Raw genomic sequence first — 16,601 nt, 5'->3', positions numbered from 1 at the left:
GTGTCCTAGTTGTCGTAGAAGCTCAGTCGGTCCGACACGCGGACGAACACGACGGCGATCAGCCCGAAGCCCAGGAAGAACAGGGTCCCGGCCGCAGCCGACAGTCCGGCATCGAAGTTCTGGAATCCGAACTCGTACAGCAGGTAGTAGATGTTGGTGGAGGCGCCGCTCGGGCCGCCCTGGGTGACGATGTCGATGATCGGGTACGCCCATTGCGCGCCCAGCAGGATCGTCATGAGCCCGAGGAACACCAGTGTCGGTGACAGCAGCGGCAGCGTGATCCTGCGGGTGATGGTCGACTGCGAAGCGCCGTCGAGTGCCGCAGCCGACGCGTAATCGGGGTTGATCCCGGCCAGTCCGGCGGAGACGACGAGCACGCCGAACCCGAGCATCTGCCATCCGACGATCAGCACGACCCCGAGCATCGCCAGGCCGGGTTCCCGGAACACGTTGCCCAGTTCGAACCCGAGGGTCGCGGCCGCCCGGGGAATCGTGCCGCCCTCGGGATTGAACAACCAGCGCCAGATCGCACTGCCCGCCACCGGGGTGATGAGAAACGGAACGAAGATCAACGCCTGGTAGAGGGTCTTCCAGCGACCGGCGACCCGATTCGACAGCAACGCGACGACCATCGGCAGCAGCAGCGAGAACACCATGAACGCGAGGACGTACAGGATCGTGTTCCGCAGCGCCTGGTGGAGTTCGGGCAGCGCCAGCACCCGGACGTAGTTGTCCATTCCCACCGGCACTTTCGGGCTGGTGGGCACCATGTTCCACCGGTAGAACGACAGCCCGACGGTCTCCCCCAGCGGTTTGTAGATCCACACGACGAGCAGGACGACCGCAGGCAGGAGATAGAGGTACGGCGCGATGCTGCGCTTCATCTGCACGACCCGTGCGCGTTTGATCTGCACGACCCGTGCCGGACGCTTCGCCGTGTCGGCACTTCCGGTGGACGTCGTGGGCGGAACTTCGACGAACATCAGACGCCGGGCGCCGTGAGCTGTTCGATCGACTGCCGGAGCTCGTCCGCCGTCATCTCGTACACCACCGGGGACACGTCGAGCGGGACCACCGTGTGCAGCACGCGGTCGCGGTAGACGTGCACCATGTTGAAACCCTGGGCGCCGTCCTGGCCACGGATGCTGCCCGCGTCGACGAGCAGATCCTGCGTGTAGCAGGTGGCCGACGCGACCGACACCGGGATGCCCGCGAACGTGCACGTCGTGGAGAAGTGCAGATGGCCCGCGAGGATTCCGCGAACATCGGTGCCCGCCAGCACCTCCTCGAGCCGATGCTGCTCCTTCAGTTCCACCGAATCCATGGCGTCGAGCAGACCCGGCACCGGCGGGTGGTGCAGGGCGAGCAGGGTGCCGTGCGGTGCGGGTTCGGCCAGGACGCCGGTCAGCCAGTCGAGTTGCTCGTCGCTGATCAGACCGTGATGGAATCCCGGAACCGTGCTGTCCAGCACGATGATCCGCAAACCGTTGACGTCGACGACCGCGTCGACCGAGTCCTGGGTGGGCTCGCCGTCGAGCAGACCGCTCCGGAAGGCCGGCCGGGCGTCGTGGTTGCCCATCACCCAGATCACCTTCGCGCCGAGGCGCTCGGCGGCCGGTTCGACGATCCGGCGCAGACGGACGTAGGCCTCGGGCTCGCCCTTGTCGGCGAGGTCTCCGGTGAACACGATGGCCTCGGGCCGCCGGCCCGCCTTCGCGAGCCGGTCGAACAGCCGCGTGAGGTTGGCGTCACTGTCGACGGCGTCGTACAGCAGGTCGCCGTCGGTGACGAAGTGGGTGTCGCTGACGTGCAGAATGTAGTGATCCGGTTCGCCGTATGGGGACATGTCGGTTTCTCCTGTGTAAGTGGATGTCACGCGACGAGTGCGCTACGCAGGTCGTCGAATTCGCCGTCGGTCATGCCGTGAGCGTGCAGGTACCCGCGCACGCTGTGGTGTGCGGTGGTGATCGAGTCGAGGGTCGCGCGCATCAGGACGGCCGGGCTGGCGCCGACCAGATGGTCGACGTCGACGCCGTCGGGAAGGCCACGGGCGCGCATCTTCTCGGCCATGGCGCGCGCCCAGTCCCCGGCGAGCAGAACCTCGGACATCGCGTAGTCGGCGACGATGTCGCGCTGATCGACACCGACGGCCGCGAGCGTCAGCGCGACGACCAGGCCGGTGCGATCCTTGCCTGCGGTGCAGTGCACCACGGTAGGGTCGTCGCCCGAGCGGGCGATGGCACGGACCGCGCGGGTCAGGCGATGCCCGTAGCTCTGAACCATCTCGCGGTAGACGACCGCGAGGTCGAAGTTCGCACCGTCGAGGTCGATCTCCCCCTCGTACACCGGCAGGTGCTCCACCCGATGGCCGACGCCGTCGAGGGCGGTCGGGTTGTCGTCGAGTTCCTGCTGTTCACGGAGGTCGATGACGAGGGCGAGTTTCCGCTCGCGCAGGAGGTCCCGGGCCGGCTGGTCGAGCCGGTGCAGGGCGTCCGACCTGAACAGCTTGTTCCACTTGGTGGTCCCCGCGTCCGTGGAGAATCCACCGAGATCGCGGAAATTGTAGGTACCGGCGAGATTCAGGCGTCGATGATGTGTCGGCGCCGGCAGAGTGCTGGTCATGTGTCGGTGTCTCGTTCTGTTCGAATAACGGTTACTGGATGAGTTCCTGCACGCGCTGCTGCGCCGCCTGCATGGTTGCCGCAGGTTCCTTGCCGTAGTAGACCGAGTCCTCCACGGCCTGCTCGAGGATGTCGTCGGCCTGCACGTAGCTGTTGCCGGGGTACGACTTCCAGGGTTCGAGCTTGTCGAGCTGACCGAGGTTGGGCGCCAGGAGCGGGTTGTTGTCGGCCCAGTCCTTCAGCGCCGCCGGGTCCTGGGTGAGCGACGGACGCAGCGGCAGGTAGCCGATCTTGCTGGAGATCTCGGTATACGCGTGATCGCTCGTCATGAACTTGATGAACTCCCACGACGCGCGTTGCTTCGCCGGATCCTGCGAGAACGTGAACAGCGCCGAACCGGAGTTGGTGGGCACGGCGTCGTGACCCTCGAAGGCGGGCATCGGTGCGGCACGCAGGTCCCAGCCGCCGGTCGCGGCCGACTTCATGAACATTCCCTGCAGGGCCGAGGTCTGCAACTGGATCGCCACGTCACCCTTCGCGAAACTCTCGTACTGGGTGGTCGAGTCGAGATTGGCGAGCACGCCGTCGTCGTACATCTGCCGCAACGTGGTCACGGCCGACACCGCTTCGGGCTCACCGAACTCGATGGTCTTGCGGTCCTGCGACAGCACGTCGCCGCCTGCCGACCGGAACAGCGCCTGCATGCACCAGTTTCCGCCCTTCACCGAGCACGACACCGACAGCGCCGGTTTGCCCGTCGCCGCGGTCACCGCCTTGGCGGCGGCCGCCACCTTCGGCCAGGACGACAGGTCCGCGTCGGCCGGGAGCCCGGCCTTCGCGAGTGCGGTCGCGTTGTAGAACAGGGTGGGGGTGGAGAACACGTACGGAATGCCGTACGTTTCACCGTTCCAGTCGCCGAGCGTCGCGGCCCGCGGATGGAACGGATGCTCGCCGCCGAACGTCGCGTCCACGGCCTCGGCGCCGACGAGCTTGTCGAGCGACTGGGCGCCGAGCTCGTTGACGGCGAAATCGAGTGTGTCGAAAGTTAATTGGGCCACATCGGGGGGCGATCCGGCGAGCATCTGCGTCTGCACGCTGCTCGCGGTTCCGGAGCCGGTCGTCGTGCTCCCCTGCGGGGGTTGCGCCTTCACGTGGATGTTCGGGTGCTCGGCCTCGAAATCGGCGACGAGCCCGTTGACCGTATCCGACCACAGTCCCGCCTGCTGGAGGTTGTACGACTCGAAGACGATGTCGACCTGCTGGTTCGGGTCGAGTTCGGGCACCGGTTGGCCGCTGCCCGCGGCCCCGGGGGCGGCGCCGCCCGTGGCGCAGCCTGCTAGCGTCGCGGCGGCGACGACCGCGGTCAGCACGGCACGGATTGTGGTGGTTCTACGCATCACGCTGCTCCTGTTGCGGAAAGTGTTTCGGAATGAATCGAGGGGTCGAGGTCGGCGAGTGCGGGAACGTCCACCCATTCCAGGCGGCGCCCGGTCGCGCGGTCGAAGAGATGCAGATGGGCGGGATCCGCGGTGAGCACGGCGGATCGGTGGGCGTGCAACGCGATCGGACGGGGCGCTCGGACGCACAGCGTGGCGCCGCCGACATCGCAGTAGGCGACCTGCTCGCTGCCGAGGTTCTCGACGGACGTCACGTCCACCGACAGCCGGACTCCCGCCTGCTCGTCCGGGTCGGCGACCTTCAGGTGTTCCGGCCGGATGCCCAGGACGATGTCGCGGCCGTCGGTCTGTCCCGGCCACAGCGGCGCGGTCACGCCCTCCGCTGTCGCGACGACCGTGCCCTTCACGGTGCGGACCCGCGCGTCGAGCAGATTCATGGCGGGACTGCCGAGGAAACCGGCGACGAACACCGACGCGGGCCGGTCGTAGACGTCCTCGGGTGTGCCGACCTGTTCGACGGCGCCGTTGTTCAGCAGCGCGATCCGGGTCGCCATCGTCATCGCCTCGACCTGGTCGTGGGTGACGTACACGAACGTGGCGCCAAGTCGGCGATGGAGTTCGGTGAGTTCACGGCGCGTCGCGGTCCGGAGCTTGGCGTCGAGGTTGGAGAGCGGCTCGTCCATCAGGAAGGCCTTCGGATTGCGCACGATCGCGCGCCCGACCGCGACGCGTTGCCGCTGGCCACCGGACAGTTCCTTCGGCTTCCGGCCGAGGAGGTGCGCGATGTCGAGTTGCTGCGCGACGGCCTGGACACGCTCGGCTGCCTCCGATTTGCGCATCTTCTTCACGCGCAACGGAAATCCGAGGTTCTTCGCGACGCTGAGGTGCGGGTACAGCGCGTAACTCTGGAAGACCATCGCGACGTCCCGGCGCCGCGCGGGCGCGGTGGTGATGTCGGCGTCGTCGAGCAGGATTCGTCCGCTGGTCGGCTCGAGGAGTCCCGCGAGCATCCTCAGCAGCGTGGTCTTTCCGCAGCCGCTGGGCCCGAGGAGGACCAGGAAGTCGCCGTCCTGGATATCGAGGTCGATGTTGTCGACTGCGGTGAAATCTGCGAACTTTCGACTCAGATTCTCGATCCGAATCCTGCCCATTGGCCTCTCCCGATGAAATGACGTTACCCAGTCTCGACGAGATGGGAAATTTCGTTACATCGGTAGTTAGCCAGGCTCAGGTTAATGGTGAGCGAATGGAGATCCAATCATCGGTGATGCTTCGCGCAACTGCTGTTGCCCGACGTGCTCACGGATGGATCGGCGTCATGGATGAATCAGGGGCACAATCTGTTTGAACGTCTCCGCCGCAGCCTCGGCCGCGCCACCCCGCGCTCGGCTGACGGCGATCTGCAGGCCGATGAGGAACGCGATCTGCACCACCGTCGCCGAGGCGCCCAGGCCGCCCCACGGACCGGTACCCCCACCGATGACCAGTCCGATATCGGATTTCTCCACGAGAGTCGACCGGGCGTAACTGGTGACGCCGATAACCGTGGCTCCCGCCGCCCGCGCGGCCTCGACCGGCCGCAGCGTGATCGAGTTCAACCCACTGTCGCTCACGGCGAGGCACACGTCACGGGAGGTCAGGCGGCCCGCTGTCAACTGCTGAATGACGGCATCGGTCGGTGCCTCGGCGTGCCGGCCGTTGAGAATGAACCGCACCGCAAGGGCGGCCGCCGACGGACCCGATGCTCCGTTACCGACCACCAGCACCCGTTCCGCCTCCGCCAGCGCCGTCACCGCCCGCTCGAACGAGTCTTCGTCGAGGGGAGCCAGGGCGCCGGCGAGATCCGTCGCCAGTTCGGAGAAGACCGCCCGGACCAGTCCGGCGCCATTGTCTTCGGCGGCCGGTGTCCCCACCGACGCGGTGTCGGCGGCGCCGAGATCCCTCAGCAGCAGCATCCGCAGGTGCTGGAATCCCTTGAATCCGAGATTCTGGCAGGCCCGGATCACGGTGGCTGTCGACGTCCCGGCGTGCTCGGCCACGTCGGCGGCCGACCACCACGCGACGTCGCCGGGACGCGCGACGCACACCTCGGCGACGCGGCGTTCACTCGGTGCGAGTGACTGCGAAAGGGCACGGATCGCGGACAGGGTCGCTCCCACGGGCGGGTCGCTCGGTGACGCACTCATTCGAACTGGATAACACATCGCCGTGAACGATCGACGTCACCGCGGCCGTAGCGACTACGTCAGTTCGACGACGGTCCCCAGGTCGTGCACATGCTCCGCGTCCGACGGTCCGGGGGCGGGGGCGATGTCGCCACGCGCCGTGTGTGCCATCGATCGCGCCTCGCCCGCGGCGAAGGCGATCGGCACCGCCACGGCAACGGACAGGAGGGCTGCTCCCGCATCGAACGCCAGACGTGCGACTCCGAATGCGCAGTTGACCGTTTGTCGGATTCTCATCGTCCGCCTTCCTTCACCCCAGCCCACAGGACGTAGCGGACCACTCCCCTTTGCAGAATCATTACCCGTGCGACGTTACGAGGAGCGCGCGGTACTCGCGAGTACCAAACCGACCAGATCGAATGATTCCCTGGTCAGTCGTCGAATCCGGTGTCGGAAGAACGGAAGACAGGCACGTATCCGGGTCATTCGGCCGGTGTGCCCGGGCCGCGCACGGACCACGCTGTATCCAGACCGCGCCGACGACGCGACCCCCACCGAGCGCACTGGAGTACCGACGGCATGAACCCCCACACCGGAAGCCACGGATATCAGCTGGTCCAGACGTTCCGCGCCGACCCGGTGCGGCCGGGACGCGATGCGCTCCACGCCGCCGTCACCAGAATCGGGATCCCCTGCACACTCGGGGCCGGCGACCACTACGCCTTCGACAGCTCCGGCCTCGTCCAGTGGGCGTACCGGCAGGCGGGAGTATCCGTTCCGCGTACCACCTACGAGCAACTCGAACACGGAACGGCCGTGGACGTGCGCAACCTGCAACCCGGGGACGTCGTCCTGTTCTACGGGGGCGGCCACGCAGGAATCTACGCGGGCGACGACACCGTAATCCACGCGCCCGCCCCGGGCAGGCCGGTCGCGCGCGTACCCATGAATTCGATGTCGTTTCACGCAGCACGACGATATTGACCGGAGTCGACTCACCGCGAACTCGGCTACCGGCGACGCAGTTACCCAACCCGGCGACTCAGTGCGCCGCGTTGTACGCCTCCTCGATCTGGGCAGGGATACGACCCCGCGCCGACAACTCGTAGCCCTCCGCAGTGGCCCATTCCCGGATTTCCTTCGCCTTCTGACGTCCCTGCGACGGAACCACCGCGGGAGTCGATCGGCGCTTCCGTCCCCCGACTCGCGTTGCGTGCTCGATGTAGTAGTCGAGAGTCTTGTGGAATTCCTTGGCGTTCTTGAGCTTCAGATCGATCTCGTAGTCGACGCCGTCGACCGAGAACGGAATGGTCTCCCCCTTACCGTTCTTGATCGGAGTCCCGTCGATGTCGTCGATGCGTTCGACAACAACTTTGCGCGCCACAGTTCCACTCCTTCATCGTCGATAACCCGGGGAACACTACGTCGAAGTATCGTTCACCTGCCAATCCCTGACCGGGTTTCGGATTGGAACGCCCCACATTCCGGGTACTCGCGGGAGATGACACCGAAGGACGCTTCCGGACCGAAGACCACGAGCACCGACAGCGGGGCCTCGGGCGCCGACAAGGACGTGATGTCCGATCCCGCCGAGGACGACAAGGGTTCGGGCGCCGACTGGAGCGACGAAGGTGGCGCGACCCCGGAGGGACCCGCCACCGACACCGACACGAACACAGACGACTAGGTCACCAGGGGATCTGCCCCAGGACCACACCGATCACCAGCATCGACAGCGACACCACCGCCGCGCGCCACAGCACCTTCTTGTGATGGTCCGCCAGCGGAACACCCGCGAGGGTCACGAGCAGGAGGATGGCCGGAACGAGGGGGCTCTGCATGTGAAACGTCTGGCCGGTGATGGAGGCGCGGGCCATCTCGACCGGCTCGATGCCGTACGTGGACGCCGTCTCGGCGAGCACGGGCATCACGCCGAAGTAGAAGGCGTCGTTGCTCATGAAGAACGTGAACGGCAGGCTCAGGATGCCGGTGATGACGGCCAGGTGCGGTCCGAGTGCGGACGGAATGATCTCCAGCAGCCATTGCGCCATGGCCTCGACCATTCCGGTGCCCTGGAACACGCCGGTGAGAACGGCTGCGGCGAACACCATCGCGACCACCGAGACGATGCTCGACGAGTGCCGGGTGATCGCTTCCTGCTGTTCCTTGACCCGCGGGAAGTTCACCGTCAGCGCGATGGCGGCGGCCACCATGAACAGCACCGGAATCGGCAGGACGTCCATCACGAGCACGACGAGCAGCGACACCGTCACGAGCGCGTTGAACCACAACAGCTTCGGTCGCAGCGTGGGCCGCTCGGGGTCGAGACCGTCGACGAATCCTTCGCCGCCGTCCGAGCCGGCGTCGCCGGAACCGCTACCGGTGCGGGGTGCGTCGCCGTTGCCGCCGGAGCCGGTCGCGGCCCGGCGGAGGCTGGAGCCGGCGGAGACGAGGAGGCGCTCGTCGGTGAGTTCGAGCGTGCCGATGCGACGGCGTTCGCTGTAACCGAGCTGGATGGCGAACAGCAGCACGACGACCAGTCCGACCACCAGTGAGGGGATCATCGGGACGAACACGTCGGACGGCGAGATGCCCAGCGCCGAGGCGGCCCGGACCGTCGGTCCGCCCCAGGGAACGATGTTCATCGCGCCGTTCGCCAGGCCGGCGACCACCGTGAGCACCACGGGGCTGACCTTCAGCTTCATGTACAGCGGCAGCAGCGCAGACGTCACGATGATGAACGTCGTCGACCCGTCACCGTCCAGCGACACCACCATCGCGAGCACCGCGGTGCCGACGACGAGTCGCATCGGGTCGTTGCGGACGAGCCGGAGGATCAGTTTCACCAGCGGATCGAACAGGCCGACGTCGATCATGATCCCGAAGAAGATGATCGCGAAGAACAGCAGCGCGGCGGTCGGCGCCAGCGACTTGATCCCGTCGGTGATCATGTCGCCGATGCCGAGACCCGCCCCGGCCGCGATACCGAATGCGACCGGGACGGCGATCAACCCGACCACGGGAGTGGCCCGTTTGGACATGATCAAGAACATGAACACGGCCACCATCAGAAAGCCGAGTGCTACCAGCATTGCCACTCCTCGTCCGAACTCGAGTCGCGATGTGATCGCGATTACAGCAAGTGTCGGGGAGAAGGGCGCTCACAGTCACTGTTGCGTACGTAGAGAAGGTTGTGTTCTTTGTGGTGGCAACTATCGCTGACCCCGGAGATGGTCACGCAGGGTCGCTGTCTCATACTGCGCGCGGAACAGCCCCCGCTTCTGCAGGACCGGGATCACCTCGTCGACGAACTCGTCGAGGCTGCTGGGGTAGAGCGGCGGCATCAGATTGAACCCGTCGGCCCCGTCGTGGCGGAACCACATCTCGATCTCGTCGGCGATCGACTCCGGGGTGCCGATCATGGTGCAGTGCCCGCCGCCTGCCGCCAACGTGCCGAGCAGCGACTGGACGGTGGGACGGTCCTTCTCGATGATTCGCAGGATCGTGTCGTATCGACCCTGCGGTCCGGTGAACTCCGACAGCGGCGCCAGCGCGGGAACGGGTGCGTCCAATTCCCAGGCGCTGCAGTCCTGCTGGACGAACATCGACAGCTGCGCCAGCGACTGCTCGACCGGGAGGAGCGCGTCGAGTTCCGCCTTCTTGCGGTGCGCTTCCTCGGTGGTCGAGCCCACGTAGGTCACGAGGCCGGGCATCACCGTCACCGCATCCGCGTCACGGCCCGCCACGCGGATGCGGCGTTTCACGTCGGCGTAGTAGTTCTGAGCGGCCGGGAGGTCGTAGGCGACGGCGTAGATGCCCTCGGCGCACCGGGCGGCCAGGTCGCGACCCTGATCGGATGCGCCCGCCTGGAACAGCACCGGACGTCCCTGCGGAGAGTGCGGCACGGTCAGCGGGCCGTCCACCAGGAAATGCTTGCCCCGATGTTCGACCGGACGCACCTTCGCCGGATCCGCGAAGGCGCCCTCCCGGTCGAGCACCAGCGCGTCGGGCTCCCACGAATCCCACAGCGCGAGTGCCACATCGACGAATTCCGCGGCACGCGAATAGCGCTCGTCGTGTGGCGGCATCTCCTCGAGTCCGTGATTGCGCGCCTCGGCGTCGAACATCGACGTCACCACGTTCCAGCCGGCGCGGCCGCCGCTGATGTGGTCGAGCGACGCCAGCATCCTGGCGGCGTGGAACGGGGTGTAGAACGTCGTGGACACCGTCGTCACCAGCCCGACCCGCTCGGTGGCCCGCGCCATCGCGGACAGCGCGGTGAGCGGTTCGAGGAACCACATGCCCCCGGTCGCGGGGTCGCGCACCGAATGTCCGTCGGCGAAGAACACCGCGTCGAGGCAGCCCCGCTCCGCGGTCTGCGCCAGTTCCTCGTAGTAGGTGATGTCGCAGAGACGCTCCACCTGCGAGGCGGGATGCCGCCACGCGGCGCCGTGGTGGCCGCAGCTGTAGAGGAAGGCGTTGAAGTGCAGTTGCCTCGTGTCGCTCATGTCAGTCCTTGACCAGTCCGCCGTCGACGACGAGGTTCTGGCCGGTCACCGCGCGCGACCACGGGGACGCGAAGAACAGCACCGCGTCGGCGAACTCTTCCGGGGTGGTGACCCGCTGCAGCGGCGTGCTCGAAGCGATGAGGTCGAACACCTCGTCGGGAGTGGCGGCACTCGCGTCGGTGGTGCGGAGCAGCCCGCCCGAGACCATGTTGACGGTGATGCCGTCGGGACCGAGGTCGGCGGCGAGGGTACGGGTCAGCGACAGCGCCGCGGCCTTGGCGGCCGTGTAGTCGTGGTACGGGACGACGGGGTTCTGGAACAGGTTGGTCCCGATGTTCACGATCCGGCCGAACCCGAGCGAACGCATGCCCGGCAGTGCGGCCTGCGTGGTGTGCAGGGTCGCCTTCACGCTGCCGCGCAACTGCGCGTCGAACGCATCCCACGTGATGACGTCCGCCCTGTCGCGTGCGTCGCCGTTGAAGGAGAAGTCGGCGAGCGCGTTGTTGATCACCGTGGTCACCGGTGAGCCGAAGTGCGCCTCGGCCGCGGCGAACAGCGCGGCGACCTGTCCGGCATCCGTGACGTCGGCCCGGAGCGCGACCGTACGGTCCGCGCCAAGGGAAGCGGCGAGCTCCTCGGCCGCCTCCCGGCTGTTGCGGTAGTTCACGATCACCCGCGCGTTCTGCTCCGCGAACGACCGCACGAGGGCGGCGCCGAGGCCCCGTCCACCACCGGTCACCAGGACGATCTGCTTGTCGAGCTGCATGCTGTCACCTTCCGTTCGGTCGGCGACGAGATATTCGGAGCGGCGCGTACGGCCGTCTCCGCGACATCCCTTCGCCGGCATTACCCAGTTCAGGTTCGACGGGTGTGTTCTCAGCCGCCCGGCTCTCGCCGGGCAGCACCCCGTGTCACTGGCGAACAGTGTATGCCCAGTCACCACTCCGGCCATTATGGTTGTGCACAACCTAGTTGTGTGCAACTATTTGGTGGTGACCGACAACCTCGCCCTCGACCGCCAGGTGTGCTTTGCCTTGTACTCGGCATCGCGGGCCATGACGGCGAGATACCGGTCGATGCTCGACTCGCTGGGAGTGACCTACCCGCAGTACCTCGTGCTGCTGGTGCTCTGGGAACAGGACGGCCGCGGAGTGCGTGAGATCTGCGATGCCCTGGACCTCGACACCGGCACGCTGTCGCCACTGCTCAAGCGCCTCGACGCCCTGGGCCTGGTCGAACGCCGCCGCTCGTCGGCCGACGAGCGCCGTGTCGGGATCCACCTCACCGAGAAGGGTGCCGGTCTCCGCGCCGCAGCGGAGGACATTCCCGCGCAGCTCGCCCACTCGACGGGAATGGACGTCGACGAACTCGTCGCCCTCCGCGACACCCTGTCGAGGCTCACCGAATCGCTCCACAGTTTCCCCACCCGTACAGGAGAGAAGTAACCATGAAGATCGTGTACACCGCCGAAGCCCTCGCCACCGGAGAAGGCCGCAACGGCCACGCGCGCACGTCGGACGGCCGGCTCGACGTGAACCTGGCCATCCCCACCGAGATGGGTGGGTCCGGCGACGGCACCAACCCCGAGCAGCTGTTCGCCGCCGGATACGCCGCCTGCTTCCACTCCGCACTCCAGTTGGTCGGCCGTCAGGCGAAGGCGAACGTCGCCGACTCGGCCGTCGGTGCCCGCGTCGGCATCGGCTCCACGGACGGCGGCGGATTCGGGCTCGCCGTCACCCTCGAGGTCTCCCTGCCCCACCTGCCCCGCGCGGAAGCGCTCGAGCTGACCGAGAAGGCGCACCAGGTGTGCCCGTATTCCAACGCCACCCGCGGCAACATCGACGTCACCCTCGAGGTCACCGAAGACTGACACCTGCGCGGGCGTCGGGTCACCCGAACTTGTACTCGACGCCCGTCAGGTTCTCCGACAGGGACCACAGCGCACCGGCGGTCTGCTCGTCCCGCGACTTCTTGTTGGAGCCCACCACTTTCGGATGGCCGCGCTGCTCGAACAGTCCGTCCGGCCCGATGTAACTTCCGCCGATCACGTCGGGAGCGGTCGCGGCGTACAGCATCGGCAGCGCCCCCATCTCCGCGGACTGCGCGAAGATCCGGTTACCGACCGCCAACAGTTTGTCCTGCACGGACTCGGTGTGCGCCTGCAGATTGGTCGAGGCGTACCCCGGATGCGCGGCGACCGCCTTGACGGGTGATTTCGCTGCGGCGAGCCTGCGCTGCAATTCGTACGTGAACAGCAGATTCGCGAGCTTCGACTGCCCGTATGCGCTCCAGCGGTTGTATTTGCGGTGTTCCCAGTTGAGGTCGTCGAGGTGGATCGTTCCCGCCTGATGCACCGCACTCGACATCGTGGCGACCCGATCGGTGATCTTGCCGAGCAGCAGCCCGGTCAACGCGAAGTGCCCGAGATGGTTCGTGCCGATCTGCATTTCGAAGCCGTCGGCGGTCGTGCGCTGCGGCACGGCCATCACGCCGGCGTTGTTCACCAGCACGTCGACGGCATCGATGCCCGCCGCGAACTCCCGCACGGAGGCGAGATCGGAGAGATCGAGACGGCGCACCTCGGCGTTGTCACCGATCGACCGCGCGACCACCTCTCCCTTGTGGGTATTGCGACAGGCCAGGACGACGTGCGCCCCCGCCTGCCCGAGTGCCCGCGCCGCCACCTCCCCCAGACCGCTGTTGGCGCCCGTGACGACGAACGTGCGGCCACTCTGATCGACGATGTCCGAAGCTGTCCACTTGGTCATGATTTCAACCCTACGGATGCCGGGGCGCGGCGTGAACCCGTCACCACGCCCGCCTTCCGACCAGCGGCAGATTGAGGAAACTCGGCCGGTCCGGCGACAACGCGACGTGCTGCGGTTTCAGCCCGCTGTCGGCCAGCATCGGTCCGAGCGGCAGATACCGGGGAATGCTCCCCGCGTACACGTCGACGCGCAGTCGGTGGCCCGGTTGGAGCATCGCGTCGGTCGGCACGAAGTTGATGTCCACCGGCGTCACCTCGCCCGGCACCAACGGCTGCCGCGACTCCACCGTCAGGTAGTGGTGGGGTTCGGAGTAGTCGCCGTTCGCCGACTTCGTGCTCTTCGAATCGTCCACGGCCCGCATGGAAGCGGTGAGGGCGCCGTTGGTGAGCGGCGTCGACGTGCCGTCGGGCGCGACGTCGTTCAGCGTCACCGCCCAGAACCCGTCGGGGGCGTCGAGCACGGTCTCGAGATGCAGATTGACCGGACCCGACAACTCCGTCGGCTGCGCGACGGGTGCGCTGGTAAACGTGAGCCCCTCGGCCTCGTCGAACCGGGAATCCTTGCTGCACACCGATCCGAGGACGACGGCCGCGCCCGCGGTGCCCTGCACACCGTCGCGGGAGCAGAGCCCGCGAAGCCCGGGTGCGACCGTGAGTTGCGTTGCATCACCGGGTTTCGCCGACACCAGGCTGCCGTCGTGCACGGCGTGCCCCGCGGTGCCGCTGGGAGCGCCCGACAGGTACATCCGCTGGTAGTCGACCCCGGCGCGCGGGAACTGATCGGTGGTGGTCCAGCCGTTGCCCTGCTGATACAGCGTCACCGGGCCGTACCCGTCGATGCCGTTGTCGATTCCCTTCAGCCACTTGTCGAACCACGCGCGTTCGAGGACGTCGAGCCGCGGCGGCGCGTCCTGCTCACCGAAACCGCCCCCGAACGAGATGTGGTAGGCGTCGCTCATGATCAGTTGCTTCTCGCCCGCGGGCAGCGGGATGTCGTTGTAGACGCGCGGCTCACTGTTCGCGAAGATGTCGTGCCAGGCGCCGTAGAGCATGGTCGGCACCCGGATGTTCCCCGCCTGCGCCTTGCGCTCCTCGTAGAACTGGCCGTCCTGCGCCACCCGCAGCGTGCCGGGGTCGAGATCGCCGATCTTCGTCGCCGTCATGGCCTCGATCAGTGCGGGGAACAGTGTCAGCGGATCCCGCAACCGATCCTGGAGCCATTGCTGATCGAAGCGGCCCTGCGCGAGGGCCTGGACGTCGGGGACGAACTTGAGACCGTTGACCAGCGTCAACCACAGCGGCATGAAGCCCACCCCGAGGCCGCCGCCGGTTCCGACGATGTCGCGGAGCAGGTCGTTGCCCGGTTCGGTCGGGAAGATCGCCTTCAGCGCAGGCGGCTGGTGTCCCGCGGCCTGCAGCGAGTTGATGCCCGAATACGACACCCCCGCCATCCCGACCGTGCCGTCGGACCATCCCTGCTTGCTCATCCAGTCGATGACCTCGACGGAATCCTGCTGCTCGAGCGGACCGAGCGCCTGCCACTCCCCCTGCGAGAAGCCGGTGCCGCGCGCATCGACCACCACCTGGGTGTATCCGTTCCGGACGAGGTCGCGGTTGACGCCGAAGACGCGCATGCCGCCACCGGTGAGCACCTTCGCCGCCTCGCCGACGCCGTCGAACGGTGTTCCGGCGAGATCGAGGGAGTTCACCAGGTCGACGACCGTGTGCTCGAGTCCCGGCACCGCGAGCACGGAATCGACGAGGTTACCGACCAATTTCGTGTACGGCGTGACATTGAGGACGGACGGCATCCTGGTGTCGATCGGCGTGCCCGAGGCGTCCGCGGGGCGATACACGTTGGCCTTCAACACCGTTCCGTCGCTCATCCTGATCGGAACGTCCCAGTCGATCGCGATCACCGGGTATTCGGGCGGGGCGTCGACCGCGGCGTTCCACTGCGCGGCCGCCGCTCCCCCCGTCGGATCGGCCGACGCCGTCAGCGCCGGAGCGACGGCGAGACCCACCGCCATCGCAAGAACAACTGCCACCGCACCCGGACGAAACGCCCATCGACGCACGATCACCACGAACCCCGTGAAAATCCTCCGATGACGCGCCTCAGCGGCCATCAGGGTGGCCCGCGTCACAAACTTACCGGATAGTAACCATGAGTCCTCCCGCGGTCAACGACGGGTTTCGGCACCCTCTCGACTACCGTGGCGAAGGTGCCCGACGCCCCACTTCCCGTCCGCGACGGCCTCAACCCGACGCGCCTGAGGATGCCGGACGTCGGCTCGTGGCCCACCGTGCTCGAGTACCTGGTCGCCCGATTTCCGCACGACGAGACCCGCCTCCGCGAGAAGGTCGGCGCATCGGAAGTGGTCGACGAGCGCGGGCAGCCGATCACCGCGGCCACGCTGTTCGCACCCCGCAGGTTCGTGTACCTGTACCGGGACCCGCCGGTCGAGAAGCGGGTGCCGTTCGAGATCGAGATCCTCCACCGCGACGAGAACCTCCTCGTCGTCGACAAACCCCACTTCCTGGCCAGCACCCCGCGCGGCGCCTACGTGGCCGAGTCGGCGCTGGTCCGGTTGCGCCGAGACCTCGACCTCCCCGAGCTGACGCCCGCGCACCGGCTCGACCGGTTGACCGCCGGGGTGCTGATCTTCACGGTGCGGCGCGAGGTCCGGCGCGACTACCAGTCGCTGTTCGATCAGCGGCGGGTGGTCAAGGAGTACGAGGCGGTCGCCCGTCACGACCCCGATCTCGTACTGCCCGCCACCGTCCGCAGTCGAATCGTCAAGGAGCGGGGGGTGTTGAAGGCGTACGAGGTGGACGGTCCCGCGAACAGCGAGAGCCGGATCGAACTTCTCGAGGTGTGCGGCGACGCGGCCCGGTACCGGTTGCTGCCGCACACCGGGAAGACACACCAGTTACGGGTTCACATGAGCGCACTCGGTATCCCGATCCACGGCGACAACTTCTACCCCGACTTCTACGACGTTGCCGCCGACGACTACTCGACACCGCTGCGCCTGCTGGCCCGATCCGTCGAGTTCGTCGACCCGATCTCGGGGGACGGTCGCCGCTTCGCGAGCCGGCGCACTCTCGACTGGCCGACCTGACCTCGCGTTCTTTCCCTC

At 67.1% G+C, this 16,601-nt stretch carries 18 protein-coding genes and 1 riboswitch; of the genes, 5 read left to right on the top strand and 13 right to left on the bottom strand.

Going from position 1 to position 16,601, the window contains the following annotated elements; translation table 11 throughout:
• Window positions 1–5: 5 nt before the first annotated feature.
• The 7 genes from ACFTWF_RS05815 to ACFTWF_RS05785 all read right to left on the bottom strand — a co-directional run bounded on the left by ACFTWF_RS05815 (window position 6) and on the right by ACFTWF_RS05785 (window position 6,480).
• Entirely contained in the window at window positions 6–983 is a 978-nt protein-coding gene (locus ACFTWF_RS05815) for a carbohydrate ABC transporter permease (protein ID WP_378460320.1), read from the bottom strand.
• Entirely contained in the window at window positions 983–1,846 is an 864-nt protein-coding gene (locus tag ACFTWF_RS05810) for a phosphodiesterase (RefSeq protein ID WP_378460319.1), read from the bottom strand. The genes ACFTWF_RS05815 and ACFTWF_RS05810 overlap by 1 nt, the downstream gene beginning before the upstream one ends.
• Before the next feature lie 26 nt (window positions 1,847–1,872).
• Window positions 1,873–2,622 carry a tyrosine-protein phosphatase gene (locus ACFTWF_RS05805; RefSeq protein WP_378460318.1) on the bottom strand — a complete coding sequence of 250 codons (750 nt, stop codon included), beginning with the start codon at window positions 2,620–2,622 and terminating at the stop codon, window positions 1,873–1,875.
• A gap of 31 nt (window positions 2,623–2,653) precedes the next feature.
• Complete coding sequence (locus tag ACFTWF_RS05800; RefSeq protein WP_378460317.1) at window positions 2,654–4,018, bottom strand: extracellular solute-binding protein; 1,365 nt, start codon at window positions 4,016–4,018, stop codon at window positions 2,654–2,656.
• Window positions 4,018–5,169: an ABC transporter ATP-binding protein gene (locus ACFTWF_RS05795; protein WP_378460316.1), complete on the bottom strand. Its 1,152-nt coding sequence runs from the start codon at window positions 5,167–5,169 to the stop codon at window positions 4,018–4,020. Before ACFTWF_RS05795 ends, ACFTWF_RS05800 begins: the two co-directional genes overlap by 1 nt.
• A gap of 165 nt (window positions 5,170–5,334) precedes the next feature.
• Window positions 5,335–6,204 (bottom strand): MurR/RpiR family transcriptional regulator, encoded by an 870-nt coding sequence (locus tag ACFTWF_RS05790; RefSeq protein ID WP_378460315.1) that lies wholly within the window; start codon window positions 6,202–6,204, stop codon window positions 5,335–5,337.
• A 54-nt stretch (window positions 6,205–6,258) separates the two neighbouring features.
• On the bottom strand, window positions 6,259–6,480 hold the full coding sequence (locus ACFTWF_RS05785) for a hypothetical protein (RefSeq protein WP_378460314.1): 222 nt from the start codon (window positions 6,478–6,480) through the stop codon (window positions 6,259–6,261).
• 282 nt (window positions 6,481–6,762) lie between these two features.
• On the opposite strand from ACFTWF_RS05785, the gene ACFTWF_RS05780 reads away from it, so the two are divergent.
• Entirely contained in the window at window positions 6,763–7,167 is a 405-nt protein-coding gene (locus tag ACFTWF_RS05780; RefSeq protein ID WP_378460313.1) for a C40 family peptidase, read from the top strand.
• Window positions 7,168–7,225: 58 nt separating this feature from the next.
• Here ACFTWF_RS05780 and ACFTWF_RS05775 read toward each other — a convergent pair whose 3' ends face one another.
• Window positions 7,226–7,567, bottom strand: a complete 342-nt coding sequence (locus ACFTWF_RS05775; protein WP_378460312.1) for an Lsr2 family protein — start codon at window positions 7,565–7,567, stop codon at window positions 7,226–7,228.
• 117 nt (window positions 7,568–7,684) lie between these two features.
• On the opposite strand from ACFTWF_RS05775, the gene ACFTWF_RS05770 reads away from it, so the two are divergent.
• Window positions 7,685–7,870, top strand: coding sequence for a hypothetical protein (locus ACFTWF_RS05770; protein WP_378460311.1), 186 nt, complete (start codon window positions 7,685–7,687; stop codon window positions 7,868–7,870).
• A 1-nt stretch (window position 7,871) separates the two neighbouring features.
• Here the strand turns inward: ACFTWF_RS05770 and ACFTWF_RS05765 are convergent, their stop codons facing one another.
• The 3 genes from ACFTWF_RS05765 to ACFTWF_RS05755 form a co-directional block, all read right to left on the bottom strand.
• Entirely contained in the window at window positions 7,872–9,275 is a 1,404-nt protein-coding gene (locus ACFTWF_RS05765) for a CitMHS family transporter (protein WP_378460310.1), read from the bottom strand.
• A 120-nt stretch (window positions 9,276–9,395) separates the two neighbouring features.
• Window positions 9,396–10,691 carry an LLM class flavin-dependent oxidoreductase gene (locus tag ACFTWF_RS05760; protein WP_378460309.1) on the bottom strand — a complete coding sequence of 432 codons (1,296 nt, stop codon included), beginning with the start codon at window positions 10,689–10,691 and terminating at the stop codon, window positions 9,396–9,398.
• A 1-nt stretch (window position 10,692) separates the two neighbouring features.
• Window positions 10,693–11,457 carry a 3-oxoacyl-ACP reductase gene (locus tag ACFTWF_RS05755; protein ID WP_378460308.1) on the bottom strand — a complete coding sequence of 255 codons (765 nt, stop codon included), beginning with the start codon at window positions 11,455–11,457 and terminating at the stop codon, window positions 10,693–10,695.
• Window positions 11,458–11,506: 49 nt separating this feature from the next.
• A riboswitch (TPP riboswitch) is annotated at window positions 11,507–11,610 on the bottom strand.
• A 73-nt stretch (window positions 11,611–11,683) separates the two neighbouring features.
• On the opposite strand from ACFTWF_RS05755, the gene ACFTWF_RS05750 reads away from it, so the two are divergent.
• Both ACFTWF_RS05750 and ACFTWF_RS05745 read left to right on the top strand, forming a co-directional pair.
• The gene (locus ACFTWF_RS05750; protein WP_378460307.1) at window positions 11,684–12,136 is read left to right on the top strand and encodes a MarR family winged helix-turn-helix transcriptional regulator; all 453 of its coding nucleotides are present in this window, start codon (window positions 11,684–11,686) and stop codon (window positions 12,134–12,136) included.
• Between the two features lie 2 nt (window positions 12,137–12,138).
• On the top strand, window positions 12,139–12,561 hold the full coding sequence (locus tag ACFTWF_RS05745; protein ID WP_378460306.1) for an organic hydroperoxide resistance protein: 423 nt from the start codon (window positions 12,139–12,141) through the stop codon (window positions 12,559–12,561).
• A 19-nt stretch (window positions 12,562–12,580) separates the two neighbouring features.
• Here the strand turns inward: ACFTWF_RS05745 and ACFTWF_RS05740 are convergent, their stop codons facing one another.
• Window positions 12,581–13,459 (bottom strand): oxidoreductase, encoded by an 879-nt coding sequence (locus tag ACFTWF_RS05740; protein ID WP_378460305.1) that lies wholly within the window; start codon window positions 13,457–13,459, stop codon window positions 12,581–12,583.
• A gap of 40 nt (window positions 13,460–13,499) precedes the next feature.
• On the bottom strand, window positions 13,500–15,488 hold the full coding sequence (locus ACFTWF_RS05735) for a CocE/NonD family hydrolase (RefSeq protein ID WP_378460562.1): 1,989 nt from the start codon (window positions 15,486–15,488) through the stop codon (window positions 13,500–13,502).
• A 195-nt stretch (window positions 15,489–15,683) separates the two neighbouring features.
• Here ACFTWF_RS05735 and ACFTWF_RS05730 point away from each other — a divergent pair, with 195 nt between their 5' ends.
• Entirely contained in the window at window positions 15,684–16,583 is a 900-nt protein-coding gene (locus tag ACFTWF_RS05730) for a pseudouridine synthase (protein WP_378460304.1), read from the top strand.
• The last annotated feature ends 18 nt before the right edge of the window (window positions 16,584–16,601 follow it).

The sequence above is a fragment of the Rhodococcus sp. NPDC056960 genome, assembly GCF_042674125.1.
Taxonomy (GTDB): domain Bacteria; phylum Actinomycetota; class Actinomycetes; order Mycobacteriales; family Mycobacteriaceae; genus Rhodococcus_F.
Note: the sequence above shows the minus strand (reverse complement) of the source record. Positions and strands in the feature narration are given on the sequence as shown.